Annotated in this window: 21 protein-coding genes, 2 tRNA genes and 1 pseudogene; 8 read left to right on the plus strand and 16 right to left on the minus strand. The window is 53.9% G+C overall.

The genetic code is table 11. From position 1 onward, the window contains the following. A partial coding sequence (locus tag B5D58_RS05485) for a transposase (protein ID WP_078737653.1) occupies positions 1–279 on the minus strand: 279 nt, incomplete at its 3' end. A gap of 110 nt (positions 280–389) precedes the next feature. On the opposite strand from B5D58_RS05485, the gene B5D58_RS05490 reads away from it, so the two are divergent. From B5D58_RS05490 to B5D58_RS05500, 3 genes and pseudogenes are all read left to right on the plus strand, one after another. Further along, entirely contained in the window at positions 390–1,400 is a 1,011-nt protein-coding gene (locus B5D58_RS05490) for a FecR family protein (protein WP_011112518.1), read from the plus strand. Positions 1,401–1,527: 127 nt separating this feature from the next. Continuing rightward, a pseudogene (locus B5D58_RS14055) lies at positions 1,528–2,325 on the plus strand (STN domain-containing protein); the annotation flags it as partial. 272 nt (positions 2,326–2,597) lie between these two features. Continuing rightward, positions 2,598–4,010 carry a TonB-dependent receptor gene (locus B5D58_RS05500; protein ID WP_234989010.1) on the plus strand — a complete coding sequence of 471 codons (1,413 nt, stop codon included), beginning with the start codon at positions 2,598–2,600 and terminating at the stop codon, positions 4,008–4,010. 126 nt (positions 4,011–4,136) lie between these two features. Here the strand turns inward: B5D58_RS05500 and B5D58_RS13855 are convergent, their stop codons facing one another. Next, complete coding sequence (locus B5D58_RS13855; RefSeq protein WP_158297469.1) at positions 4,137–4,283, minus strand: hypothetical protein; 147 nt, start codon at positions 4,281–4,283, stop codon at positions 4,137–4,139. On the opposite strand from B5D58_RS13855, the gene B5D58_RS05510 reads away from it, so the two are divergent. Next, the gene (locus B5D58_RS05510; RefSeq protein ID WP_011112516.1) at positions 4,282–4,575 is read left to right on the plus strand and encodes a hypothetical protein; all 294 of its coding nucleotides are present in this window, start codon (positions 4,282–4,284) and stop codon (positions 4,573–4,575) included. The two genes, B5D58_RS13855 and B5D58_RS05510, sit on opposite strands and share 2 nt — an antisense overlap. A gap of 7 nt (positions 4,576–4,582) precedes the next feature. After that, entirely contained in the window at positions 4,583–6,238 is a 1,656-nt protein-coding gene (locus B5D58_RS05515) for a PepSY-associated TM helix domain-containing protein (RefSeq protein ID WP_011112515.1), read from the plus strand. Between the two features lie 52 nt (positions 6,239–6,290). On the opposite strand, the gene B5D58_RS05520 is transcribed toward B5D58_RS05515, so the two are convergent. The 5 genes from B5D58_RS05520 to trhP form a co-directional block, all read right to left on the minus strand. Then, complete coding sequence (locus B5D58_RS05520) at positions 6,291–6,989, minus strand: tetratricopeptide repeat protein (RefSeq protein WP_011112514.1); 699 nt, start codon at positions 6,987–6,989, stop codon at positions 6,291–6,293. A gap of 128 nt (positions 6,990–7,117) precedes the next feature. After that, complete coding sequence (locus B5D58_RS05525; protein WP_011112513.1) at positions 7,118–8,242, minus strand: deoxyguanosinetriphosphate triphosphohydrolase; 1,125 nt, start codon at positions 8,240–8,242, stop codon at positions 7,118–7,120. Then, the gene (aroB, locus tag B5D58_RS05530) at positions 8,235–9,344 is read right to left on the minus strand and encodes a 3-dehydroquinate synthase (RefSeq protein ID WP_011112512.1); all 1,110 of its coding nucleotides are present in this window, start codon (positions 9,342–9,344) and stop codon (positions 8,235–8,237) included. The genes B5D58_RS05525 and aroB overlap by 8 nt, the downstream gene beginning before the upstream one ends. A gap of 102 nt (positions 9,345–9,446) precedes the next feature. Next, positions 9,447–10,058: a shikimate kinase gene (locus B5D58_RS05535; RefSeq protein WP_050731313.1), complete on the minus strand. Its 612-nt coding sequence runs from the start codon at positions 10,056–10,058 to the stop codon at positions 9,447–9,449. A 155-nt stretch (positions 10,059–10,213) separates the two neighbouring features. Continuing rightward, positions 10,214–11,575 (minus strand): prephenate-dependent tRNA uridine(34) hydroxylase TrhP, encoded by a 1,362-nt coding sequence (trhP, locus tag B5D58_RS05540; protein WP_011112510.1) that lies wholly within the window; start codon positions 11,573–11,575, stop codon positions 10,214–10,216. A gap of 106 nt (positions 11,576–11,681) precedes the next feature. Here trhP and dnaE point away from each other — a divergent pair, with 106 nt between their 5' ends. Next, positions 11,682–15,191, plus strand: a complete 3,510-nt coding sequence (dnaE, locus tag B5D58_RS05545; protein WP_011112509.1) for a DNA polymerase III subunit alpha — start codon at positions 11,682–11,684, stop codon at positions 15,189–15,191. 68 nt (positions 15,192–15,259) lie between these two features. Here dnaE and B5D58_RS05550 read toward each other — a convergent pair whose 3' ends face one another. Next, entirely contained in the window at positions 15,260–15,451 is a 192-nt protein-coding gene (locus B5D58_RS05550; RefSeq protein ID WP_011112508.1) for a twin transmembrane helix small protein, read from the minus strand. 156 nt (positions 15,452–15,607) lie between these two features. Here B5D58_RS05550 and miaA point away from each other — a divergent pair, with 156 nt between their 5' ends. Next, positions 15,608–16,561, plus strand: coding sequence for a tRNA (adenosine(37)-N6)-dimethylallyltransferase MiaA (gene miaA, locus B5D58_RS05555; RefSeq protein WP_011112507.1), 954 nt, complete (start codon positions 15,608–15,610; stop codon positions 16,559–16,561). Positions 16,562–16,712: 151 nt separating this feature from the next. Here the strand turns inward: miaA and B5D58_RS05560 are convergent. From B5D58_RS05560 to def, 8 genes are all read right to left on the minus strand, one after another. Beyond that, positions 16,713–16,788 (minus strand) — tRNA-Glu (locus B5D58_RS05560). A 27-nt stretch (positions 16,789–16,815) separates the two neighbouring features. Beyond that, positions 16,816–16,891, minus strand: a tRNA-Ala gene (locus B5D58_RS05565). Between the two features lie 136 nt (positions 16,892–17,027). Further along, positions 17,028–18,293: a sigma-54-dependent transcriptional regulator gene (locus tag B5D58_RS05570; protein ID WP_011112506.1), complete on the minus strand. Its 1,266-nt coding sequence runs from the start codon at positions 18,291–18,293 to the stop codon at positions 17,028–17,030. A gap of 241 nt (positions 18,294–18,534) precedes the next feature. Next, a complete protein-coding gene (locus B5D58_RS05575) occupies positions 18,535–20,706 on the minus strand; it encodes a sensor histidine kinase (protein ID WP_041356818.1) in 2,172 nt (723 codons plus the stop codon). 11 nt (positions 20,707–20,717) lie between these two features. Then, complete coding sequence (locus B5D58_RS05580; RefSeq protein ID WP_234989009.1) at positions 20,718–21,368, minus strand: DUF4390 domain-containing protein; 651 nt, start codon at positions 21,366–21,368, stop codon at positions 20,718–20,720. Continuing rightward, positions 21,331–22,611, minus strand: a complete 1,281-nt coding sequence (gene rsmB / locus B5D58_RS05585; RefSeq protein ID WP_011112503.1) for a 16S rRNA (cytosine(967)-C(5))-methyltransferase RsmB — start codon at positions 22,609–22,611, stop codon at positions 21,331–21,333. Before rsmB ends, B5D58_RS05580 begins: the two co-directional genes overlap by 38 nt. Next, positions 22,608–23,582, minus strand: coding sequence for a methionyl-tRNA formyltransferase (fmt, locus tag B5D58_RS05590; RefSeq protein ID WP_011112502.1), 975 nt, complete (start codon positions 23,580–23,582; stop codon positions 22,608–22,610). The genes rsmB and fmt overlap by 4 nt, the downstream gene beginning before the upstream one ends. A gap of 61 nt (positions 23,583–23,643) precedes the next feature. After that, positions 23,644–24,150, minus strand: coding sequence for a peptide deformylase (def, locus tag B5D58_RS05595; protein WP_041356817.1), 507 nt, complete (start codon positions 24,148–24,150; stop codon positions 23,644–23,646). Positions 24,151–24,311: 161 nt separating this feature from the next. Here def and B5D58_RS05600 point away from each other — a divergent pair, with 161 nt between their 5' ends. After that, positions 24,312–25,340 carry a LysM peptidoglycan-binding domain-containing protein gene (locus tag B5D58_RS05600; RefSeq protein WP_011112500.1) on the plus strand — a complete coding sequence of 343 codons (1,029 nt, stop codon included), beginning with the start codon at positions 24,312–24,314 and terminating at the stop codon, positions 25,338–25,340. Positions 25,341–25,398: the final 58 nt, after the last annotated feature.

Genomic DNA, 25,398 nt, shown 5'->3' on the forward strand with positions numbered 1-25,398 from the left:
ACTATCCAGCGACATGTGATCCACTTCCAGCTGTATCAGCTTGTTTTGCTGAAGCGCGAGGAAAACCCGATCCAGGACGCCATTCCTGGCCCAACGGTTGGCGCGCGTGTAAATGCTGTGCCAATTGCCGAATTTCACAGGCAGACCACGCCACTTACAGCCGTGCTCTGCAACATACAGAATCGCGTTGAGCACTTCCAAATTCGAAAGTGTGACGTTACCCCGTTGTATCGGCAGTAGATTTTCAATAAGCTTGAATTGCGATGCGGATATTTCCATTCGGTAATTTTAATACAAATAGTGTTAACAGACCCTAAGAAATGGTTGTTTCTTCTCATGGTACAGAAGCCCTCTCAGAACTTTCATCCTTTGGGCAACGACCAATATTGATGAACTCGACACGCAACATCACAGAAGAACTACCGGAAACCATTCTGGAAGAAGCGGCGATCTGGCAAGCACGGCTGCAGCATGGTGAAACGGATATCGAACTTCAGAAAGCCTTCAACATCTGGCTTGCGGCTGATGCACGCCATCGGCAGGCCTATGAGGAAATGGAATCACTCTGGGGAGCGCTGGAGACCCCGGTAACACAGCTCATGGCTGAACAGTCTGATCATACCTTTGCCGCAAAAACCGTTCCCCTCCACAAGTTGCGGCAGCGATCCTTGGGACGCGGGTTCCAGTGTCTGGCTCTGGCTGCCTGCCTGGTACTGGCCATTGTCATTGGCTGGCAACAGGACTGGGTTACCCGCTGGCAAAGCGATTACATGACTGTCATTGGTCAAGAAACGTCTTTTCTGATGGCAGACAACAGCCGCATCACGCTCAATACCGACAGTGCCTTGGCAGTTGATTTCACGGCGGAACGACGACAGGTACGCCTGCTCAAGGGAGAAGCCTGGTTTGAAGTGACATCAGCTGATAATCGCCCTTTCATCGTAGCGACCAGCGCGGGTTCCGTGCGAGTCACCGGCACTCGCTTCAATATCCGTTTGCATCAGGATACCGCTATAGTCAGTCTGGACGAGGGGCAAGTGGAGTTAAGTACGCCTGACCACTCCAATAACCCGAACGGCTCACCGATTGTTCTTTTCCCTGGCCAGCAGGCTACGCTATCGCCCCAGGGTATCTCCTCACCATCGCCCTTCGATCATACTGCCATCACCGCCTGGCTCAGAAATCAGCTCGTGTTCTACGACACGCCTCTCGCCGAGGTCGTGGACACCCTCAATCGCCATCGTCACGGCCGTATTTTTATCACCAATCAGAAACTGAAAGCCTTGAAGGTCAGTGGTGTATTTTCCACCGACGAACCTGATACAGCACTGGATGTCATGATCAACACCCTGCCTATACATTTGCTTCGCCTGACCGATTATTTGGTACTGATCCACTGACGGGCGGCTCACCCACTGCTCCAAAAAATTTTCTCCCGGACTGGGGGATTCCCCTCTGTCATTACGTCTTATCCATAAATGTGAATCAAACGCATTTATGGATAAGACGTAATGACAGGGAGCACCAATGAAATTCAATATAAAAAAGATAAATACTCAGATAAAACACTGCATATTGACGGCTATTATCACCGCAGTACCGACACAAACAACATCCGTACTGGCTCAGACCGATAACCCAAACTCGTCATCCGCAACATCGCAGACAGAACAGATCTATCCATTCAATATTCCTGCCAAACCTCTGCCTCAGGCTATTGCCGATCTTTCAGCAGTCACAGGCTTGCAGGTACTCTATACCGAACAATCTACCTTCAACCATACCGCACCTGCGCTCAAAGGGAATTACTCCGTTCGTGAAGCATTGCGACGACTGCTCGACGGTAGCGGACTGGCTGCGCGTTTTACCGGCAGCAATTCTGTAACGATCGAGCTGGCACCGTCTGAGAGTGGGGCCATGACATTGCCACTGATGACCGTGACTGCTGACGCTGTACCTGGTGAATTGCCTCCGGCCTATGCAGGTGGTCAGGTCGCCCGCGGTGGGCAAGTCGGGATGCTCGGCAACAAGGACGTGATGGATACGCCGTTCAGCGTCATCAACTACACGAACAAGACGATCCAGGATCAACAGGCGCGGACCGTTCAGGATGTTCTAGCGAATGTTCCGTCGATACTGACGAAACAAAACAGCGCAAGCGATGAAGACGGCTCATTAACTATTCGGGGTTTCTCGAACACCCTGTCAGCTGGCACCGGTAGTCTGAACGGGTTGGCGGGCATGGCCCCGTTGCGGACGCCGGACATGGATTACATGGAGCGCGTCGAAGTGCTGTTGGGGCCGAGCGCCCTGCTGAACGGCATGGCGGCGTCCGGGGCAGGCGGTATCGGCGGCTCGTATAATCTCGTCACCAAGCAGGCCGGCGACGAACCGCTGACCCAGCTGACCGCGCGGTATGGCTCCCGCTCTCAGCTTGGCGCTCATCTCGATGTCGGCCGCCGCTTCGGCGCAGGGAATCAGTTCGGTATCCGCTTCAACGGCGCATACCGCAAGGGCGATACGCCGGTGGCACCTGTCTCCGCAGAAGTGGGTTTGGGGGCGCTCAATCTGGACTATCGCGGCGAGCGTGTCCGGGTATCCGCCGATATCGCGCATCAGTCGAATCATGCCAATCCTCAGATCGTACAGCAGCTCGTTGTCAGCGGTGTCGGCGGCGGCATCGTTCACGTTCCGAAAGCCCCCGACGCCAGAACCAGCCTGAATCCCACATGGAGCAAACAACCCAGCAGATTGACGGGGGCTATGCTGCGTGGCGAAGTCGACATTACCGAGACTGTCAGGCCTATGGCGCCATCGGCAAGCAGAAACTGGAACTCACACTCATGGGCCCGAACCAACCGAGGCTGCTCGATACGAGCGGGACTTATGGGTGGGCTAACGTCGAGCACACGAATCTTTCCTGGGACGTGCTGTCCATGCAGGGTGGATTGAGGGCGAAGGCGGTGACCGGGCCGGTGAACCATGTCGTCAGCCTCAACCTGTCGCAGTCCACGATGGAGACCGGAGAGGCGCAAAGGACAACCCCGTTCACCTACACCACGAACATCTACAATCCGGTATTTGGCGCCGCCGTGTTCGCCGGTGATCCCGGCGATCCGAGGAAATTAAGCGAAACCCGCGTTTTCAGCACCGGCATCGCCGACACCTTGTCTATCCTCGACGAGCAGATCCAGTTCACCGCAGGCATCCGCTACCAGGAAGTGGATGCCAAAAGTTTCAACGGGGCGACCGGCGCCCTGACCTCCAGGTATGAAAGCGACGCATGGACTCCGGCTCTCGGGTTAGTCGTCAAGCCGTGGCAGAACGTCTTGCTCTACGCCAACTACATAGAAAATCTGGAGCGGGGAACCATTGTCGGCACGGCATTTTCGAATGCCGGCGAGATACTTGCACCCTATGTCGCCAAGCAGCACGAAGCGGGCGTCAAGGTCGATTGGGGAACGGTGACGACGACGCTGGCGGTGTTCCAGATCGCCAAGCCCAACCTGATCAGCGTTGCCGGCACGCCGCTGCCGACGCAAAAGCTCGACGGCGAGCAGCGCAATCGCGGTATCGAGCTGAACGCCTATGGCGAGCTCATGCCCGGCGTTCGCCTGATGGGCGGGCTCACCTACATCGACGGCCAGCAGACGAAGACCCAGGGTGGTCTCTTTGACGGCAACAGGGAAGCTGGCATTCCCGTCGTGCGGACCGTGGTCGGCGGTGAGTGGGATACGCCGTTCCTGCGAGGCCTGACGCTGACCGGCCGCTTCACCTACACCGGCGATCAATTGGTCAGCAGCAACAACACCTTGAAGATCCCTTCATGGACCGTCGTCGATCTCGGCGCGCGTTATGTCGTCAACGCGGGATGGACCAACAAACCGATCACGGTCCGCTTTAATGTCGATAACGTGTTCAACAAGGACTATTGGTCGTCATCGAACTTCAGGTATGTCCAGCTCGGCGCGCCGCGCACCTTCTGGCTTTCCGCGACATTCGGCTTCTGAGACATGTTGGTTTTTGCGGCGCTGGCGCTGACTATAGCAGGTTGTGTGTACCTTTACCTCGCCAGCCCTAATCAAAAGTGGCTGGTGCAGGCTTTGCCGGGAAGACCTGCCCTTGTGGCGGGCGGCCTACTGCTGGCGGCTGGTCTTGCCGCATGGATCACGGTATTGCGGCCCTTGGCTGGCTTCTTCGTAACGTTGCATGTTGCGATGGTCTGCCTGTTCGCCTTCCCCTACATCGCCGCGCTGCGCGGCAAAGGACGGAGGAACTGACATGGCGAACGAAATCTGCCTCGATTGGTGGGGAAAGGCCAGCGCTGGCGCCATCCTGGGACTTGGCCTCGCGCTCTCGCTGGTCGGCCTCTACGCTTATCTGGGGCCGGGGGGCATCGATGCGCCGGGTGGGCGCTACTCGCTGATGCGCTATCTGGAAGTGTTCGTCTGGGTCGCGGTGTTCGGCTTCTGCTTCCTGTTTCGCAGTGGACGCGCGGCTTGGGCGTGGCTCGGCGCGGCGAACCTGATCGCCTTCACGACGCTGTTTGCCTGCCGCTTCTATTTCTTCGTGTGAGGGCAATATGATCCGCGCTGATATCATCAAGCTCTACAAGACTGTTCACACATGGACCGGCATTACTTGCGGCTTTGCGCTGTTCATCGCCTTCTATGCGGGCGCGCTCACGATGTTTCAGGAGCCCATCGCACGCTGGGCGTCACCGCCTGCTGTGGGGGTGGCAGCGGTTCCTTTGGACGATGCGCCCCGTCTCCTCGAATTAGTTGCCGCCGCGCATCCTGAAGCGCGGGAGGAGGGGATCAAGCTGCATCTGCGGGGATACGAGAACGAGCCCGCCCGGGTGACGTGGGAGGAGGACGAGTCACATGAGGCGGGTCAACCGCATGGACACGTCCACTGGTGGGCGACGCTCAAGCCGGACGGCTCGCTGCTGGCAAAACAGGAGGAGCCGTCCGAACTGGCGGAGTTCATCAATACAATCCACATGCGCATCGGGATTCCAGAACCTTGGGGATCGTACTTCATGGGTGTGGTCTCGCTGCTCTACGGCGTGGCGCTGATCGCCGGCGTGATCGTACTGCTGCCGTCGCTCGTAAAGGATTTCCTTGCGCTGCGTGTCGGCAGGAACCTTAAACGCATGTGGCTGGACGCCCACAATGTCGTCGGAATTACAGCACTCCCATTTCACATTGCGATGGCGATCACCGCGACCGCATTGAGTCTTAGCCACGAACTCTGGTCGTTGCAAGAAGCCGTTATTTTTGGCGGCAAGCAAGCAATCCTGGACGAACGCGATAATGAGCCATTTAGAGCACCAAAGCCGATCGGCGAGGCGGGTGCAATGATGGCCCCCTCACAGTTGCTTCAAAGACTCAAGGCACAGGTGCCCGATTTCGAGCCCAAAGTCATGATTTTCAAGAATATCGGAGACAAGGCCGCTTCGGTGAGAGTTGCCGGTGCCGAGCGCGGCTATGTCGGAGATACGCATCTTGGAGGCGTGATGCTCAGCGCTGTGACAGGCGAATTGCTCAAAGACAGCACACGTCCATCGCGTCAGGATCCGGATCGGCGCGCGTCAGAGACATTCTACGGCCTGCATAGCGGACAGTATGAGGGTGCGACGATTACGTGGGCCTATTTCTTCCTCGGATTTTCCGGGGCATGGTTGTTCTATTCGGGCAACTTGCTGTGGATCGAGACACGCCGCAAGAAGGCGTGCAAGGGTGGCGAGCTACCTGAGCAGCGCCGCGATACCTACTGGCTGGGTGCTGGAACCGTGGGCGTGTGCCTCGGCTGCGTCGCAGGCCTTTCGCTTACCATTGTTGCGGCCAAGTGGCTGTATGGCCGCGTGGACGACCTCAACCACTGGCACGAATATATCTATTACGCTGTGTTTTTTGGCTCGGTCGTATGGGCCTTTGCATGGGGCGCGGCGCGTTCTGCCGTGCATCTGTTGTGGCTTTGTGCCGCTGCGACGATGGCGATTCCGCTGACTACATTGTTGGCGGTGCTATTCCCGGCGTTGGGCATGTGGGCGCATGGCAGTGCGGCAACTATCGGGGTCGATGTGGTCGCCTTCATCGGCGCGCTGTGCTTTGCCTGGATGGCAGTCGCGACCACGCGCCGGATCAGGAACGGTCCTACTGATAGCATCTGGTCCATTCGCAAAGCCGATGGCGACACAGTGCCGCATAAGCCTGCGGCGACCCCGGCCGAATGACCATTGATGGTTCTCACGCGGAGCGTGGGAGCCATCAAATTGGAGGATTCTGTTATTTTTGTTTGTCCGCAGCTTCTTTGGAATCTTGCTGTGATGCGCGGACTGCTTCAAGGTTTTTGATAGCTTCTTCATTGCCCTGTTCGGCCGCTTTCTCAAACCATTCGATAGCTTTGTCGGTATTCTGCTTGACACCTTCGCCCATCAGATAGATGACGCCAAGGTTGTTCTGCGCGTCGATATTTCCCTGTTCGGCAGATTTGGTAAATAGTTCGACTGCTTTGGCAGTGTCCCTGGTAACACCCTCGCCACTGAAATACAGTAGCCCGAGGTTGAACTGAGCGCCGGCATGGCCTTGTTCAGCCGCCCGGAAGAACCATCCTGCAGCTGTTTCTGGATCTTTATCCTTCACCTTCCCTTGTGCATCGCGGGAAATGGCTTCTCCGGAGAAATACATGGAACCGAGGCTGTTCTGCGCTTCTGCGTTGCCAGCCTCCGCATCCTTGCGCAGGTTCAGGAAACGTTGTTCCGGTGTGAGGCCATCATCCAGTATCGGCATGATCTGTTTCTTCAGCTCATCCTGTTCTTTATTCGACAAACCTTCTTTCAGAATCGAGGGGAGTTCGCCGACGGAAGTGGATTCATCCATCATTACGATTTCTGGTTCATCAGATGCTGTTTCACCGGTGGATTCCTTATTCCCGCAGCCGGTGGCCAGCAGGAGGGCTGTCAAAAGAACTGCGATTGTCTTCATGCTTTTTTCCTTTTCTGTTTGATTGATGATTTGACCCATCCAGTGGTATCGGTCTTGTTTTACTGATTGGTTGATATGATTGCTGTACATACTGAAGAACCGGGTATATAGGTATTTGCGAGTTTCGCTCAATTTTCGGTGATGGCAAACAGACGCTGGTATTCCCTGATGGCATAGCGGTCGGTCATGCCGGCGATGTAATCGGCGATAGCCTGATGCCCGTATTCCTGAAATTTTTGCTGATATTCATAGGGCAATAATGCAGGTTCAGTTTCAAACGTGGTAAACAATTTTTCAATCGTATGCCGTGCCTTGTTGCTCATACGCATGACCTGGTAATGCTTGTAGAGATTTTTGTGCAGAAAACGTTTCAGTTCCTGCTGCTGTCGTTTGATCGTATCGCTGAAACCGATCAGAACCGGTTTTTCGCGCACGCTGTCCGGGCTGTCCGGGCTGGCATCCCTGATGCGGGTGCCGCTTTGCACGGTCAGGTCGACTACCAGTGTATTGATCATGCCGCGCACGGTTTCATGAATCAAACGCCGTCCGGTAATATCCGGATAATGCTGTTTTACCTGGTGTAGGTGGCGCGCGAAGATTTCGATTTCTTCGAGCTGTGCCAGGGTAATCAGGCCGGAGCGTAAGCCATCATCCACATCGTGATTGTTGTAGGCAATTTCATCTGCCAGGTTGGCGAGCTGTGCTTCCAGTGAAGCACTGTGGCCATGCAGAAAACGTGTTCCCAGTTCGTCCAGCGCCGCAGCTTTGGATTTTGGGACTCTTTTCAGGATACCTTCGCGGGTTTCGAAACACAGATTCAGCCCATTGAACGTGGCATAACGTTCTTCCAGCACATCTACCACACGGAGCGATTGCAAGTTGTGCTCAAAACCTCCGTAAGTTTTCATGCAGTCGTTCAGGGCATCCTGGCCGGCGTGGCCGAAAGGTGTGTGTCCCAGATCGTGTGAGAGCGTAATCGCTTCCACCAGCTCTTCGTTGAGATTCAGATTACGTGCAATGGAACGACCGATCTGGGCGACTTCCAGGCTGTGAGTCAGACGGGTGCGAAACAAATCGCCCTCATGATTGACGAATACCTGGGTTTTGTATTCCAGCCGGCGAAAAGCAGTGGAATGAATGACGCGATCGCGGTCGCGCTGAAACTGACTGCGTCCGGCCGGTAATTCTTCATGGATACGGCGGCCGCGTGAGTTGGTGTCGGATACGGCGTAGGGTGCCAGATTGCTACGCATCGGCAACGCAGGCTGACAATGTTTCAAGCAGCAGGGGAGTGGGGACGGTATCGCCCGGTGATGCTTTGCCGATACTATCGAGCAGGATGAAACGGATGGCGCCCTCCTTTACTTTTTTATCGAGCTGCATCGATTCCAGGTAGCGTTCAGGCGAGATGCGCGGGCCTTTTACCGGTAATCCGGTATTTTCGAACAAGTACCGGATACGATCGACCTCCTGAGAGGTAATGCGCTGCAAACGCCGGGAGAGATCAGCCGCCATGAGGGTGCCGGCGGCAACAGCCTCACCGTGCAGCCATGCGCCGTAACCCATGGCATTCTCGATTGCATGGCCAAAAGTATGGCCCAGATTGAGCAGCGCCCGCAAACCGCTTTCACGTTCATCCAGCGAAACGATTTCAGCCTTGATTTCACAACTGCGGCGGATTGCGTAATTCACTGCTGCAGGATCACGCGCCAGCAGTGAGTTCATGTGCTGTTCCAGCCAGTCGAAGAAATCTGCGTCATAGATCAGACCGTATTTGATGATTTCTGCGATGCCGGCGCGCAGTTCCCTGTCCGGCAGGGTGGTGAGGGTGGCTGAATCAGTCAGAACCAGTTGCGGCTGGTAAAAGGCGCCAATCATGTTTTTGCCAAGCGGATGGTTGATCCCGGTCTTTCCGCCTACGGACGAATCTACTTGCGCGAGCAGGGTGGTGGGAATCTGGATGAACGGTACGCCGCGCAAATAGGTGGCGGCCGCAAAACCGGTCAGGTCGCCGATGACTCCGCCTCCCAGTGCAATCAGCGGTGTCCTGCGCTCGCAGCGGTGTTCCAGCAGTGCATCAAAGATCAGATTCAGCGTTTCCCAGTGTTTGTACCGTTCGCCGTCGGGCAGGGTGATCGCGAAGGTTTCCACGTGATGCTCGGCAAGCGCGCTACGCAGTTTTTCCAGGTAGAGCGGTGCTATGGTGGTATTGGTGACGATTGCAGCCTTTTTACCAGGCAGATGGGGAAGCAGCAGATCCATTCTGGAGAGCAACCCCTGTCCGATATGAATGGAGTAACTGCGGTTTTCCGGGAGGGTGTCAAGCGCAACTTCGATTGATTCTATTGCATTCATATCACATTCTTTCAAGATTATCGTTCAGCGGAAGCAAAGCCTGATCGGGGTTTATCAGAATCCGTGTGTAAATCATATTGCCGGGTATAAGGCGGTTTGCGGTTATTCAGACGGTTTAACGCAAGGAGGAGATCCGGCAGCAGTGAATTCCTGATTGGACTGGCGTAATTTCTGTATCAGTTTCTGGACGAAAGCACGGGCACTTTGCCGACCGCTGTCCATGATGATATGTGCGGTTTCGCGATACAGCGGATCGCGTTGGGTAAATAGCTCAATCAGTTTGGCATGCACGTTTCCGGTTTGCAGCAGAGGCCGGTTTTTATCCAGATAAGTACGGCGGCGCAATTCCGTGACGGGTGCACACAGATAAACCACCGTACCATGCTGCCGCAGTAAGGCACGATTATCGGGGTGTAATATTGCTCCCCCTCCGGTAGCGAGTACGATGTTCTGCTGCCTGACGATATCCCGCAGTACTTCGCTTTCACGTTTGCGAAAACCGGCTTCTCCTTCTATTTCGAAGATCACGGGTATTCCGACCCCTGTGCGTCGCTGGATTTCATGATCGATGTCGATGAAAGTCTTGCCGACGAGATTTGCTAGTAACTTGCCAACCGTGGTTTTACCGGAGCCCATCATACCGATCAGGATGATGTTGCCTGGTATCGACCCGGTATCAGAATTTTTTGTGTTTGGCGTTTTGCTGCGTTGCATGCGGTAATTGTACCGGAAATGCATAACCCGCCTATGGATTTCCCTGAAGGGACCTTTGAAGGCGCCGGGATGGTTTTTCCTGGGTATTTGCCTGAATCCCGCTTGAACCAGGTAAGAAAATACAGCGAGAAGCAGGATCGATTATCGAGGTGAATTTATAAAAATCTGGCAACGAATGCTTTTTCGATATCCCCGCTTAGTGGGATTCTGACACGATGGCCGCTGCCGGGTGCAACGCTGACGGCATTGCCTTCAAGATCCTGCATTTGTTCGAGCTGGATGACGCGATTACCGGAAGGGTGAACGATTTCCAGGCGATCACCGGTCTGGAAGCGATTCTTGACCAGGATTTCGGCCATGCCGGTGGTGGCATCCACATGTTCGATGTCGCCCACATACTGGCTGCGGGAGGATTCAGAATGGCCACGCAGATAATTCTGCGTTTCCTGGCTGTGATGGCGCTGATAGAAGCCATCGGTATAGCCGCGATTGGCCAGGCCTTCCAGCTGGCCTAACAGTGCCGGATCGAAAGGGCGCTGATGAACGGCATCATCGACTGCCTGACGATAAACCTGTGCGGTACGTGCGACATAGTAGGCTGATTTGGTTCGTCCTTCGACCTTGAGTGAGTCGATACCGATTTCGGTCAGGTGCGCCACATGCTCGACCGCGCGCAAATCCTTCGAGTTCATGATGTAGGTGCCATGCTCGTCTTCCATCACAGGCATCAGTTGCCCCGGTCGCTGGCTTTCCTCGATCAGATAAACCTGATCGGCTGCCGGGTGACGTTTTATGGCAGTGTTGCTGAAAGAAATGGATTCAGTCGATTGGAGTGCTTCATTGAAATCAAAGTCGATTTTTTGTGGCAGTTCGATATCGCCACTGGCATTTTCTTCAGCGGCCTTGACCTTGTAATCCCAGCGGCAGGAATTGGTGCAGGTACCCTGATTGGGGTCGCGATGGTTGAAATAGCCGGACAGCAGGCATCGTCCGGAGTAGGCGATACATAAGGCGCCATGCACGAATACTTCGAGTTCCATGTCCGGGCAGAGTGTGCGGATCTCACTGATTTCTTCCAGCGACAGTTCACGCGACAGGATGACACGCGTCAGGCCGAGTGATTGCCAGAATTTGACAGCGGCATAGTTGACGGTATTGGCCTGGACGGACAGATGAATTGGCACATCCGGCCATGTTTCCCGTACCATCATGATGAGGCCGGGGTCGGCCATAATCAGTGCATCGGGCTGCAGTTCAATGACAGGCGCCATATCACGCAGGTAGGTCTTGACCTTGCTGTTGTGCGGCATCAGGTTACTTGCCACAAAAAATTTCTTGCCGAGCTGATGCGCTTCAGTGATTCCTGTGCACAACTGTGGTAGGGTAAATTCATTGTTGCGGGCGCGCAGCGAGTAGCGCGGCTGGCCGGCATAGACCGCATCTGCTCCAAAAGCGTAGGCAGCACGCATTTTTTCCAGAGAGCCGGCGGGCAGGAGTAATTCAGGGGCTTTCAGCATGATGTAAAATGAGGCAAATGGGCTGAGGAAATAAAGCTGCTTCAGCTCTTTCCTTCGCTATCCGGTTGTTTTTCAAAGTTTCAGTGAATGTTGCCATTGTATCACCATGCCGATTGACCCTGTTTTCATCCATTTGCGGTTGCACAGCGAGTATTCTGTCGTGGACGGTATCGTGCGGGTTGAAGAAGCGGTTGCAAAAGCGCGCGATGTCGGGATGCCAGCGTTGGCATTGACGGATCTTTCCAATCTCTTTGGTCTGGTCAAATTTTATCAGTGTGCCTTCAAGGCCGGGATCAAGCCGATTGCCGGCTGCGATGTCTGGGTCACGAATGAAAACGATGCAGATCGGCCTTTTCGCTTGCTGCTGCTGTGCCAGTCTTTTTCCGGTTATCTGCTTTTGAGCCGCCTGCTGTCTCGTGCTTATCGCGAGAATATGTGTCGCGGTCGTGCCGAGCTGAAAAAAAGCTGGTTTCGGGAAGAGGATGCGGGTACAGAAGGGTTGATTGCGTTGTCCGGCGGAGGCCAGGGGGAGGTTGAGCAATTATTGCTGGCTGACCCGCCTGCTGCAGTAACGGCTGCGCAGCAGTGGGCAGATTTGTTCCCCGGAAGGTTTTATCTGGAAATTCAGCGTTGTGGCCGCCCTAATGAGGAAACATCAGGATATGCCCTGCTGGATCTGGCTTCCAGCCTGAAACTGCCGGTAGTGGCGACTCACCCGGTGCAGTTCATGCGGCCGGAGGATTTCAGGGCACATGAAGCGCGTGTATGTATCGCACAGGGGTATGTACTGGGAGATCGCCGGCGTCCGAAGGAATTTACCGGGCAACAGTACTTCAAAACGCCGGCAGAAATGGGCGAGCTGTTCCGTGATGTGCCGGAAGCACTGGCCAACAGTGTGGAAATTGCCAGACGTTGTTCGCTGATGCTGGAGCTGGGGGTCAACCGGTTACCGGATTTTCCGACACCTGCCGGAATCAGTGTCGAACAGCATCTGCGCGAGCTGGCTCAGACAGGGCTCGAAGCACGTTTGCTGCAATCGTTCCCGCAGGTACTGCAACGTGACGAAAGGCGGCCAATTTATCAGATGCGGCTGGATTTTGAAGTGGAAACCATCATCCAGATGGGGTTTGCCGGTTATTTTCTGATTGTGGCCGACTTTATCGGCTGGGCCAAGCAGCATGATGTGCCGGTCGGGCCGGGACGCGGTTCCGGCGCAGGATCGCTGGTAGCCTATTCTCTGGGGATTACTGACCTGGATCCGCTGCTTTACGATTTGCTGTTCGAACGATTCCTGAATCCGGAGCGCGTTTCCATGCCGGATTTCGATATCGATTTTTGTCAGGATCGGCGTGAGCAGGTGATCGAATACGTGCGCGACCGTTACGGCGCGGAGAGTGTGGCGCAGATTGCAACATTCGGTACCATGGCTGCCAAGGCGGTAGTGCGTGATGTCGGGCGAGTGCTCGATCTGCCGTATAACTTTGTTGATCAGCTGGCCAAGCTGGTGCCGTTCGAACTGGGTATGACCTTGCGCAAGGCGCGTGAAATCGAGCCATTGCTCAACCAGCGTGCGGAGGAAGAGGAAGATGTGCGCAATCTGCTGGAACTGGCAGAACGACTGGAAGGATTGACGCGCAACGTGGGAATGCACGCGGGGGGGGTGCTGATTGCGCCGGGGAAGATCACCGATTTCTGTCCGGTTTACTGTGCTGATTCGGGAGATGCGGTTGTTAGCCAGTATGACAAGGATGATGTCGAGAAAGTCGGCCTGGTGAAGTTTGACTTCCTCGGGTTGCGGACATTGACCATTCTCGATCGGGCAGTTGCCGATATCCGGCAGTATAGGGCAGCGTCTCCCGGATCGGCGGTGGCTGAACCGGATGTGCAATCTGCCGAAGAAAGTCATTTTTCACTGGAGAGTATTTCCCTCGAGGATGCGGCCACATTTTCTTTGATGGCGAAGGGCAATACTGTCGGGATTTTTCAGTTTGAATCACGCGGGATGAAAGATCTGCTGCAGCGGGCAAGACCTGACCGGTTTGAGGATCTGATCGCGCTGGTGGCGCTTTACCGGCCGGGGCCGATGGATCTGATACCTGACTTCATCGAGCGCAAGCACGGCAAGCGGGTGGATTATCTGGATCCGCGCCTGCAGCCGATCCTTGGACCTACTTACGGCATCATGATTTATCAGGAGCAAGTGATGCAGATTGCCCAGGTAATCGGCGGTTACAGCCTGGGCGGGGCTGATTTGCTGCGGCGTGCCATGGGCAAAAAGAAAGTGGAGGAAATGGCACAGCAACGTGCCGTGTTCGTTGAAGGTGCAATCAGGAACGAAATGGCCGAAGCGGATGCCGTGACGCTGTTTGGCCTGATGGAAAAATTTGCTGGTTACGGTTTCAATAAATCCCATGCGGCCGCGTATGCGCTGATTGCTTACCAGACGGCCTATCTCAAGACCCATTATCCGGCGGAGTTCATGGCTGCCTGTATGTCATCGGATATGGATGACACGGATAAGGTGAATGTGTTTTATGAGGATTGCAAACTGAACGGGATTGTCATCCTGCCGCCGGATATCAATGAATCGGGGTATTACTTCGTTCCGGTCGATCATAAAACTATTCGCTATGGTCTGGGAGCCGTAAAGGGGTCGGGGGAGGCAGCTATCTCGGCTATCGTTCAGGTCAGGGAGCAGGGAAGTACATTCACTGGTTTGTTCGATTTCTGCCGGCGTGTCGACCGGCGTATTGTCAATCGTCGTACTATTGAAGCGCTCATCCGTGCGGGTGCATTTGATTCGGTTGAAACCAATCGCGCAGCACTCCTTGAATCCGTGGGCAATGCCATGGAGTATGCCGAGCAATGCAGCCTGGCTGCCAGTCAGGTGAGCTTGTTCGATGAAAATACAGATTTGATTCAGCCGCCAGCAATTACAGGTGTTGCGCAATGGCCGGAGAGAGAGAAGCTGCAGAACGAAAAAATGGCGCTGGGTTTTTATCTGAGCGGCCATCCTTATGACAGCTATGCCAGGGAGCTGAGCTGCTTCATCCCGGTGCGCCTCAGCCGTATCGTTCCCGGACGTGAACCGCAGCTCATCGCCGGCGTGATCTATGCCATACGGACACAAATGTCCCGGCGCGGGAAGATGGCGATTGTTACGCTGGATGACGGGCTGGCAAGAGTCGAGGTCGTAGTCTACAGTGATTTGCTGAGCACGGGCTCACACTTCATGAAGGCAGATCAGTTGCTGGTTGTCAGAGCCCTGGTCAGCCATGGTAACGGGGAAAATGCTGATCGGCGTATCGTGGCGAAGGAGATTTATGATTACGTCACTGCTCGTTCGATGCATGCCAGAAAACTGAGAATCATGATCGATGACTCCGGGCTTCTCACGCCCGCGCAATTGAAGGAGTTGCTGGCTGCCAATCTACCGGAAAATGGAGTGAATAATGTCATTCCTTCGTCAGGTTGTGCGGTATCGATCGATTTTCGTAACCAGGTGGGTAGTTGTGAAATTGATTTGAGCAGCCGTTGGCGTGTTCATTTACATGAAGGGCTGATCGAGTCGCTTATGGACATTCTCGGTCGTGACAAGGTGGAAGTGGTTTATTGATGGTAGGTTCGGGTAATGCTGTGCCCCGGGTGAAGTTACCAACCCGGACTGCAGAAATTCAGCTTGTTTCAATTGCCGTGAATATATTCGATGTAGACCCATAGCATCATGAGCATGAACAGTACCAGTGAGAGTGTGACCCGGATAGTGAGCGATTTGACCATGCGTGTACTGTCGCCTTTATCCTTGATCATGAAATAAAGTGCAGAGCCCAGGCTGTAGAGGATGGATAGCAGAAGTAGAATGGCAAGTATTTTCAAGTGTTCTCCCGATGGATGACAGACAGTTCCTGCACCGTTTCCGCTGCTTTTACTGCCGTTTGGAAACTCCAGCAGACGATGGTCTAGGCCGCTTATCAGGAATTGGCCCAGAAACCGATCATCTGCTTTTTTTATTGTAACTGATAACAGTTGGCTGTGAACTATCCTGATATCGAATCCCCACCGGCGATTTTCCTGATGGGACCTACTGCCAGCGGAAAATCTGCTATGGCTCTGGAGATTGCACGACGTTTCCCGGTGGAAATCATTGGTGTCGACTCAGCCCAGGTTTACCGGTTTATGGATATCGGCAGCGCCAAGCCGGACAAACTGATACTGTCGGAAATTCCTCACCATCTGATCGATTTGATTGACCCTGATGAAAATTATTCCGCTGCACGCTTCAGGGAGGATGCTTTGTCGGTGATGCGTGAGATTACGGCACGCGGCAGGGTTCCGTTACTGGTCGGAGGTACCATGCTTTATTTCAAAGTGTTGCGGCAGGGACTCGCTGCATTGCCTCCAGCGGATGATAGCGTGCGCAGAGCATTGGAGCAGCAGGCCCTCGATAAGGGATGGCCTGCCATGCATGCTGTTTTGAGCCAACTCGATCCTGTAACGGCGGGTCGTATCCAGCCGAATGACAGTCAGCGAATACAGCGTGCGCTGGAAGTCTGTTATCTGACCGGCAAGCCCATGTCGGAAATGCTGGAGCAGCAGCAAAATGCCGATTTTCCATTTCGTGTTTTCAATATCGCGCTGCTCCCGGGCGACCGCAGTGTTTTACACGACCGTATCAGTCAACGGTTTGCAACCATGCTGGAAGCCGGTCTGATCGATGAAGTACGCCTGATCCGGGAGCAGTTCCATGTCAACGGCGATATGCCTTCGATGCGGTGTGTGGGTTATCGCCAGGTTTGCATGTACCTGGACAATGAAATCAGCTTTGCCAGAATGCAGGAAACGGGTGTTTTTGCGACCCGGCAGCTGGCTAAACGCCAATTGACCTGGCTGAGGTCGATGAGCGGACTGCAGATATTCGACTGTCTGGAAAATAGACTGGCCCGACAGATAATCGATCTTATCCAGGCGCAGCGCCTTTTCTCCTGATTGGTCGGGCGGTTACTGATTGTAACTGATGGAGGATACAGACTGAATTACGTAACGGAAGCGGATGACAGGTAACAACCTGATTTTGCGACCGCTCGGCAGAACATATCGGGCAGATTATATGAATATACTGCTGACGCCGGAATCATGATGGCGTCCCCAAGGGGATTCGAACCCCTGTACCCACCGTGAAAGGGTGGTGTCCTAGGCCTCTAGACGATGGGGACCAAGATTGACAGGTGAGGCAAACAAGCTGGTGGAGATAAGCGGGATCGAACCGCTGACCTCTTGCATGCCATGCAAGCGCTCTCCCAGCTGAGCTATACCCCCGAGCAAAACAAGTCGGCAATTATACTGACCACCCCCTTTGTTGTAAAGCAGCGTGTCATAATCGCGACCTGCAATTATATTTCTGGCAGGGGAAGGCTGCTCCCGTACGTACTGGTCGATAGCAGATCCGTTTTCGCTAATAGTTCTGGCTGCGTGGCTTGATGCCCAGTGTTTTGATTTTCCGGTAAAGATGAGTGCGTTCCAGGCCGGCTCGTTCAGCAACACGAGTCATATTGCCACCTTCCTGCTCGATCAGCTTTTCAAAATAATTTTTCTCAAAGATGTCTCGTGCTTCACGCAGCGATATGTTGAGCGGAATGTCTGAAACAACGGAAACCGCTTCTCGTGAGGAAAGGGTCAGGGCCTGCTGCACAGCATCGACGGAAATTTCATCGCCGGTGCAGGTCAGTGCGAGCGAATGCACGATGCTGGTCAACTGTGCGAGATTTCCCGGCCAGTCATAATTGCGCAGGGCATTCAGTGCCGCTGTGCTGAAGTGCATGAGGGGTATTTCTCCCGATTCGATCCAGCCTGAGAGCAGCTGACTGGCCATTTCCGGTACGTCTTCACGATGGGCCCGCAAGGGCGGGATAGTAATACAGAGGTTGCTCAGTATCTCAAACAACCTGGGATGATACGTACCTTGTGCGGTGAGCTCTGCCAAAGGACGTATCGTGGCGCACACCAGCCGGACGCCGTATTGTTCCAGTTTGCCGAGCAGCAGCAGCAGGCCTTTTTGTTCGAGCTTGCTCAGATCTCCGACTTCTCCTAGGAAGAGCAACCCGCCTTTTGCCTGTTCCAGTTGAGTCAGGGGGCTTTCAGCGAGGAATGAGCAGGATTCCGGTACTATCCAGGCCGTGTTGGGGCGATGCAGGAATCGTGCGCAATGTTCTACACCGACACCGGGTTCTCCCGTCAGCAGGACAGGGATTTTGAGATTCTCTACCTGCTCGAGTTTTTTTCTGAGTTCCGTGATCAGTCCGCTGTGCCCCAGATTGGACAGGGAAAGGGTGGGGGAGAATTTGTGCTGCTTGCCACCGCGCATGACTTGCCCGACGGTATTCAGCAGTTTCTGCAATGGGATCGGTTTTTCCAGGTAGCCGACTGCACCGACGCGTGTGGCTTCTACTGCCGTATCGATCGTGCCATGTCCTGACATCATGACGACCGGCATGGTCAGGAGGCCGTTGTTTGCCCAGTCTTTCAGCAGTGTAATGCCATCCGTATCCGGCATCCAGATATCCAGCAGCACCAGATCAGGGCGGGTCTGGCTGCGATAATTTCTTGCCTGCTCCGCATTTTCCGCCAGCGCAACGTTATAGCCTTCATCTCCCAGTATTTCGGATAACAGTTCGCGTATTCCCAGCTCATCATCTACAACGAGAATCGTGTTATTGGCCATGTGATCCTTGTCCTTTTTCTATAACCGGAATGTGAGTTTTCAACATTTCAGCTGGAGTGTTACCCTGAAATTTGCGTCGTTTGAGATCTTTGGTTCTGTTGTCGATCATCGGGTATTTCTGACAGAACGGCTGGTTCTGTCATTGTGCCTTGCATGTTTTCTGTGTGCAAAACTTTGTAACTGTACCCATTCAATTGATTTGCTCCTCCCTATACGGCAATGATCAACCTGGCCTTCAGATTCAGGCAGTTTTGGTTGAGGGTTGCGGGGTACTGCAGGGTAAAGCAGGCAGGGTAATTGAAATCTGGGCACCATGAGGCTGGATGTTTTGTATTTTGATCGTGCCGCTGTGCTCATCCACGATTTTCTTGACGATTGGCAACCCCAGGCCGGTTCCTCTCGGTTTGGTCGTGACATAAGGTTCAAAGGCATGTGCTCTGACTTGCTCCGGGAATCCCTTGCCGTTGTCGATCACACTCAGCTCGATACCGTTGCTCACGGATCGGGTCTGCACGGTAATTCTGGCATCTTCCATGCCGGTCAGAGCGTCCTGCGCATTCTGTAACAGGTTATGTATGACCTGCCGTAATCTTGCCGGATCTCCCCGAACAGGAGAAATTTCTCCCGCCAGTTCCAGGGTAATGGGAGGTTGCGGTGATTCATTCTCAGTATTGTCGCTCATCTGGTAAAGCGCCAGTACTTCCCGCACCAAACGATTGACATCCACCTGGCACAGTTCGAGCTCGGGCACACGTGCATACTCCCGGAATTCATTCACCATTCTTTTTAGTGCCTCGACCTGGCTGACGATCGTTTCGGTGGAACGTTTCAGTATTTTTGCATCCGGTTCGTCAAGTTTGCTGACCAGCTTGTGCTGCAGGCGTTCGGCGGATAACTGGATCGGAGTGAGCGGGTTTTTGATTTCGTGTGCCAGGCGCCGCGCTACTTCTCCCCATGCCACGGTACGCTGGACCTGCAACAGGCTGGTAATGTCATCGAATACCACCACGCCACCGCCACCGGATGCCTGGGGCAGACGGGAGCCACGCAGCAACAGAACCTGTTCCTTGTCTGCAGTGAAGTGCAATACCTGTCGCTGCCATTCACCGGCTTCCTCGGAATCGAAGCCACCTCTTATTTCGGCGGCCAGTAACCTCAATCCTGATTCCTGCTCGGCACATTCTTCCATGGTCAGCCCTTCGAAACTGATCAGTGGAATCTGCAATATCTGCTCGGCGCTCTGGTTGACTGCACGTATTCTCAATGCTTTATCAAAGACGATGACACCTGATGACAGATTGGCCAGAATATTTTCAAGATAGGCGCGCGCGTTCTCGACTTCCTGCTGGTGCTGCTGTGCGATTGTACGTGCGGCTGCCAGTTGCTCGGTCATGAGGTTGAACGATTCCGTCAGGATACCGAATTCATCCGTACTGTGAACCTGGTGTCGCCGGCTGAAATCGCCCTGCGCCACCGCACGGGTTCCTTCGGCCAGCAACCCCAGTGGAGCACTCAGTTTTTCACTGATCAGGAAAGCACAGGCGAGTGCCGAAAACAATGCCAGCAGCAAAGCGAGGGTCAGCGTGGCGCTGTACAGCCGTGTCAGTCCCTGGCGGGACAACATCAATTCCTGATAATCACTGAAACCGGCCTGAACTATCTCGGCATTGCGTGCAATGGAGGGGGGTACACGCTGCAGCACCTGTAATACCCGGATATCTTCTTCAGCGCTCAGTACATTGACCGGAACGAGTACCCGCAAGTACAGGGTATTATCGGCGAGCGTTTCGACTGCGCTGTAGTTTTTCTGCATCCGGATATGCCGCATTGCTTCCGTATTGGGGATCTCAGGAAACAGTACGGCATCATCCAGGCTGGTGAAGGCAATGACTTTTCCCTCCTGATTGAACAGGGTGGCTTCCTGGATCTGGGACTGGATCAGAAGCTGATTCAGGACAGTCAGAGGGAACGATGCCGGTTCTGCCAGATCGAGTGCGGCTACCTGTGCTTTTTTCTGCAATTCTTCCAGCAGGTTGTCCAGTACCGTTTGACCCAGTGTCAGGCCACCTTCCAGCGCTCGATCCACCTTGACGTCGAACCAGGATTCGATACTTTTTTCCAGAAACTGTACTGAGATACTGTAAATCAGCACACCGGGAAGGATTGCCATCAGTGAAAACACCATCAGAAGCCGCAGCGCCAGTTTAGAACCGAATTCACCCGTTTTGAGACGGCGTCGTAACCGCCCGAGCAGGAACCCCACGACCCCGATCAGGAGCAGCAGGAAAATTGTGATGCTGACGATCAGCCAGCGATAATGACGCTCGAAGAATTCAGTATTGGCTCCGGCTGAAGCCAACAGGTACAGCATGACGGCACTCAACCCTGCGACTACGAAAATAACGTATTTCATAAACCGGTTTTCTAATGAAGGCCAGACTCATTGCCGGCATCAGATGCAGGCGGAAATTTGATCTGCCAGATTTTTCTTTGGGAGCTGAGACTCCAGTCCTCGGTATCGAGCCACTCCAGTTGAAAAGGTTTGGATAAACGTGAGATGTCCAGCCATATCTGTAGAATAGCCGTATAGGTGGTGTCGGGCAGGAGGGGTTGATTCTCCCTGATCAGCATATCCGGCTGGTGTCCCAACGCCTGTAATGCGGCTTTCAGTGTTGGAAAATTGCGTGGCTGCCCGTGCTGAGTCAACCGATACTGTCTGGTCAGTGCCTGATAGCTGAGTTCGATTCTTTCCTTGGAACGGGCGACTTCTTCATCCAGCCAGTACCAGCGTGGTTTCATGATCAGAAGCCGGGTGACGAAATAAAGATCGACTCCTTTTTTAAGAGCCTGCTTCATCGTTCTGCTCAGATCGATGTTGGCTTCGACATCGATCTGAAAACTTTCGCCGGATTTTCTGACATGGAAGGATTCGATTTCTATATGTCCTTTTTCGGCGGCAAGGGTGGCAGGCGACAGCAGCATGACCAGCAATAAAAATATCAGGTTGCGCCAGGGGCGCCTGATAGTGGCAAACAGGTCAGTTTTTCCGGAATAAAGCATAAAAGAAGCCATCATGATGTGATCCCGGCAGTAACTGGCCACGGCCGAGCATCCCGTGAGAACAGGGCAATCTGCTGGCATCCTCGTGAGTCGTGAGGAATTTGTCGGCAACTGCATCGTTTTCTTCATTGAACACTGAGCAGGTGACGTACAACAGCTTTCCTCCACGTTGCAGTAGTGGCCACAGCCCATTCAATATCGCCGTTTGTGTCTGAGCGAAGTGATCGATATCTTCAGGTCTTCTGAGCCATTTGATGTCCGGGTGGCGGCTGATCACGCCCGAAGCCGAGCACGGAACATCGGCCAGGATTCGATCATACAGTTGACCATCCCACCAGTGTGACGGACTCATTGCGTCACCACATACCAGCTGGTAACCGGCTATTTTCAAGCGGGAGAAATTTTCTTTCAACCTGGCGAGCCGGTCTTCCTGTTTATCCAGTACGGTTAATTCAATGTTCTCGGCCAGTTCGGCGAGATGAGTGCTTTTGCCGCCCGGCGCTGCACAGGCATCCAGTACACGCATACCTGCTTCGACATCCAGCAGGGGAGCGGCAAATTGTGCACCGGCATCCTGCACGGTGACCAGTCCTTCGGAGAATCCCGGTAATTTCTCCACGGCGACCGGTCTGGAAAGCCGCAAGGCAGTATCCCACAGCCATTCGGAGTCGATATTCTGCGCATCCAGCATTGCCTGATAGTGGTCGACCGAAGTGCGCAACCGGTTGACACGCAAAATCATGGCGGGGTGTTCATTGCCCGCGAGCAGTATGGCCTCGTAATCCTGTGGGTATTGCTGACGCAGTTTGTCGATCCACCATTGCGGATAGGAATAGCGGGCGATGTCGTCGTTTCTGATCTGATCCGGCAGAGAAGTGCGCTTACGCATGAAATTGCGCAGTACGGCATTGACCAGTCCTGATACCGCGGGATTGCGTGTGATTTTCCGCGAAGATGAAACTGCATGATCGACGATGGCATGTGCCGGTGCCTTGCTGTAACGAAGCTGATACAGAGCGACGGCCAGCAGGTAATGAAGCTGTTTGTCCTGCACCGGTTTGTTCAGTAATTTGTGGAGAATGGCATCGAGTTGCCCGTAATGGCGGAGCACGCCATAAGCAATATCCTGAATGGCACCACGCTGCTGAGGGGTGAGATGGGAACCGGTCTGCCAGATATTGCGTAATACTTCGGTCAGATTGGCACCAGCGAAAACTTCCCTGATCGCCTGCACAGCCAGTAATTGAACTTCGATCATGTTTCAGAGGCGCCCTGGTTATCCTGTGTCGCCTTATGGAAACTTTCCCCGGGGTGTAGCGGGTGTCCGGCAAGGAATTGTGCAGCGGTCAGTTTTTTTCCGCCTGCTTTTTGCAGGATATCGATGGATAAAGCATCACGGCCGCATGCAACCACGATGCCATCAGGATCGACAGTGATGATTTTCCCAGCCTGATGAGAGCTATTGTGATTGACGTGGCTGACGATACGAGCTTGCCACAGTTTGATCGTGTTTCCCTGCAGATGGGTAAATGCACCGGGGTGCGGGTCGAATGTCCGGATCATCCGGTCGATATATGCCGCATCGCATGTCCAGTCGATTTCGGCCTCAATTTTCCGTATTTTTGCCGCGTAACAGGCGTCCACCTCATTCTGCGGCTCAGAGATGAGTCTGCCCTGATCCAGTAATGTCAAGGCTTCGACGATACATTTGCCACCGAGGTCAGCCAGTTTGTCATGCAGGGTCGCCGTCGTATCGTACGGTTCAATGGGGAGCGACCGTTTCAGCAGGACTGCTCCGGTATCCAGTCCCTGATTCATCTGCATGATGGAGATGCCGGTTTCTGTATCACCTTCCAGCAGGGCGCGCTGAATGGGCGCAGCGCCCCGCCAGCGCGGCAGCAGGGATGCATGAATGTTGATACAGCCATGACGGGGGATGCGCAATACCGCCTCCGGCAGCAGCAATCCGTAGGCTGCGACGATCATTACATCAGGTTTGAATGTGGCGAGTTGTGCCTGTATGTCTGACGATTTCAGCGTTTCCGGCTGTAACAGCGGGATATCATATTGCTGTGCCAGTATTTTGACCGGGCTTGCCTGCATTTTCATGCCGCGTCCGGCTGGCCGGTCCGGTTGAGTCAGGGTGAGGACGATATCGAGTCCTGCTTTCTGCAACTCCTCCAGCGCTCTGGCCGCGAAGTCCGGTGTACCTGCAAAAATGATTCTCATGCGTGACGGTGTTCGCTGGATGAATGTGAGTTACCGGAGCAGGAACACTGGCTGAATCCGATCAGGCAATTTGCCTGCGCGCCTGTTTTTTCAGCTTGCTCAGAATGCGGGATTGCTTGAAGGGTGACAGGTATTCGACAAATACTTTTCCCATGAGATGATCCATTTCGTGCTGGATACAAACTGCCAGCAGCCCGGATGCGTCCATTTCAAAGGATTTTCCATCAATGCCGGTTGCCCGGACGGTAACTTCCTCGGCACGGGTGACCTTGTCAAAAATACCGGGTACCGAGAGGCACCCTTCCTGTGTTTCCGCGTTTCCGCTGCTGGCGATGATCTCCGGATTGATCAGCACCAGCAGCTCATCGCGGGTTTCGGAGACATCGATGACGATTATCCGCTGGTGGACATCCACCTGGGTAGCCGCCAAACCTATACCTGGTGCGGCGTACATGGTTTCGGCCATGTTACTGACCAGAGTGCGTATTTCCCGGGTGATGGAGGGCACTTCGGTTGCAATCTTGTGCAATCGTTCATCGGGGTAGCGGAGTATGTTCAGAATTGCCATAACAAATTTGCATAATTCGGATACTAGGATTCTGGGAAGCGGTTCTATCATTGTGCACCGGCCGATTTTCTGACTAACCCGGTGTTCTGTCCAGTCCGGTAAGGCTTGTGATGACAGATTGCCTTACTTTTCGGGTATTTCGATGGAGATGAAGAACCCTTATGCGCACTTTGACAATTATATCCGTGATTTTGTTTACCAGTCTGTTTTCTGGTCTGTCTTTCTCAGCTGGCGAAATCGGATTGCGGGATGACATTCCGGATCGCTACCAGGTCGTTCCTGGTGATACGCTCTGGGGAATAGCCTCCCGCTTTCTCAAGGAGCCCTGGCGCTGGCCGGAAATCTGGCAGATGAACCGGGGGCAGATCAGGAATCCGCATCGGATTTATCCTGGAGATGTCATCATCATCGAAAACACCCGGTATGGTAAGCGCCTGAGAATGGCGAGTGAGAAGGGTGTCGTCAGGCTCTCCCCTCGGATTCGTGCCGAGGAATCGGCTATGCGGGCTATTCCCGTTATTCCGGCTGCAAAAATCGAGCCTTTTCTGAATCAGCCACTGGTCATCGAAAAAGGCAAACTGGATAGAGCACCTGTGATACTCGGGGCGAGTGACGATCGTGTGATTCTGAGTACCGGTGACAAGGTTTATGTGGGTGACCTGCCTGCCGATCAGGGCGTGATCTGGCAGGTATTTCGCAATGGGAAAGCACTGACCGACCCTGACTACGATAACCGTATCCTTGGTTACGAAGCCGTTTATCTGGGAACGGTCGAAATCACCGATTTTGCAGTGATCAGTACGGCGAAGATTTCCCGTTCCGTGCAGGAGATCCTGAAAGGTGATCGCCTGTTGCCGCTTTCATCTGCCAGAATCGATGATTATCTGCCGCATGCACCTGATTTTCCGGTAACGGCCCGGATCATTTCAGTCTATGGCGGTGTGAACGAGATCGGGGAAAATATGATTGTGACGCTCAATCAGGGTAGTCACGACCGGATCGAGCCTGGACACGTGCTTGCTGTTTATCGCAAGAATGATATACGGTCGCACGAGGGAAAGCCGGTCAGTCTCCCGGATGAACGTATTGGCCTGGCGCTGGTTTTTCGTGTATTCGATACAGTTTCCTACGCGCTGATCATGCAGAGCACTCAGGCGATCAAGGTGATGGATGCCGTGAAAACTCCCTGACAAGGTACAGCAAAGTTACTATACTCGCCCTTTTGTCTACCGTTACTCAGAAAATCAA

The sequence above is a fragment of the Nitrosomonas europaea genome (assembly GCF_900167395.1).
Classification (GTDB): domain Bacteria; phylum Pseudomonadota; class Gammaproteobacteria; order Burkholderiales; family Nitrosomonadaceae; genus Nitrosomonas; species Nitrosomonas europaea.

What these genes read in the sequence shown, in the direction of transcription:
- B5D58_RS05490 (WP_011112518.1), top strand. Translation starts at nt 390, where the DNA reads ATGAACTCGACACGCAACATCACAGAAGAACTACCGGAAACCATTCTG.
- B5D58_RS05510 (WP_011112516.1), top strand. Translation starts at nt 4,282, where the DNA reads ATGGCGAACGAAATCTGCCTCGATTGGTGGGGAAAGGCCAGCGCTGGC.
- B5D58_RS13855 (WP_158297469.1), bottom strand. Translation starts at nt 4,283, where the DNA reads ATGTCAGTTCCTCCGTCCTTTGCCGCGCAGCGCGGCGATGTAGGGGAA.
- B5D58_RS05515 (WP_011112515.1), top strand. Translation starts at nt 4,583, where the DNA reads ATGATCCGCGCTGATATCATCAAGCTCTACAAGACTGTTCACACATGG.
- B5D58_RS05520 (WP_011112514.1), bottom strand. Translation starts at nt 6,989, where the DNA reads ATGAAGACAATCGCAGTTCTTTTGACAGCCCTCCTGCTGGCCACCGGC.
- B5D58_RS05525 (WP_011112513.1), bottom strand. Translation starts at nt 8,242, where the DNA reads ATGCGTAGCAATCTGGCACCCTACGCCGTATCCGACACCAACTCACGC.
- aroB (WP_011112512.1), bottom strand. Translation starts at nt 9,344, where the DNA reads ATGAATGCAATAGAATCAATCGAAGTTGCGCTTGACACCCTCCCGGAA.
- B5D58_RS05535 (WP_050731313.1), bottom strand. Translation starts at nt 10,058, where the DNA reads ATGCAACGCAGCAAAACGCCAAACACAAAAAATTCTGATACCGGGTCG.
- trhP (WP_011112510.1), bottom strand. Translation starts at nt 11,575, where the DNA reads ATGCTGAAAGCCCCTGAATTACTCCTGCCCGCCGGCTCTCTGGAAAAA.
- dnaE (WP_011112509.1), top strand. Translation starts at nt 11,682, where the DNA reads ATGCCGATTGACCCTGTTTTCATCCATTTGCGGTTGCACAGCGAGTAT.
- B5D58_RS05570 (WP_011112506.1), bottom strand. Translation starts at nt 18,293, where the DNA reads ATGGCCAATAACACGATTCTCGTTGTAGATGATGAGCTGGGAATACGC.
- B5D58_RS05575 (WP_041356818.1), bottom strand. Translation starts at nt 20,706, where the DNA reads ATGAAATACGTTATTTTCGTAGTCGCAGGGTTGAGTGCCGTCATGCTG.
- B5D58_RS05580 (WP_234989009.1), bottom strand. Translation starts at nt 21,368, where the DNA reads ATGATGGCTTCTTTTATGCTTTATTCCGGAAAAACTGACCTGTTTGCC.
- rsmB (WP_011112503.1), bottom strand. Translation starts at nt 22,611, where the DNA reads ATGATCGAAGTTCAATTACTGGCTGTGCAGGCGATCAGGGAAGTTTTC.
- fmt (WP_011112502.1), bottom strand. Translation starts at nt 23,582, where the DNA reads ATGAGAATCATTTTTGCAGGTACACCGGACTTCGCGGCCAGAGCGCTG.
- def (WP_041356817.1), bottom strand. Translation starts at nt 24,150, where the DNA reads ATGGCAATTCTGAACATACTCCGCTACCCCGATGAACGATTGCACAAG.
- B5D58_RS05600 (WP_011112500.1), top strand. Translation starts at nt 24,312, where the DNA reads ATGCGCACTTTGACAATTATATCCGTGATTTTGTTTACCAGTCTGTTT.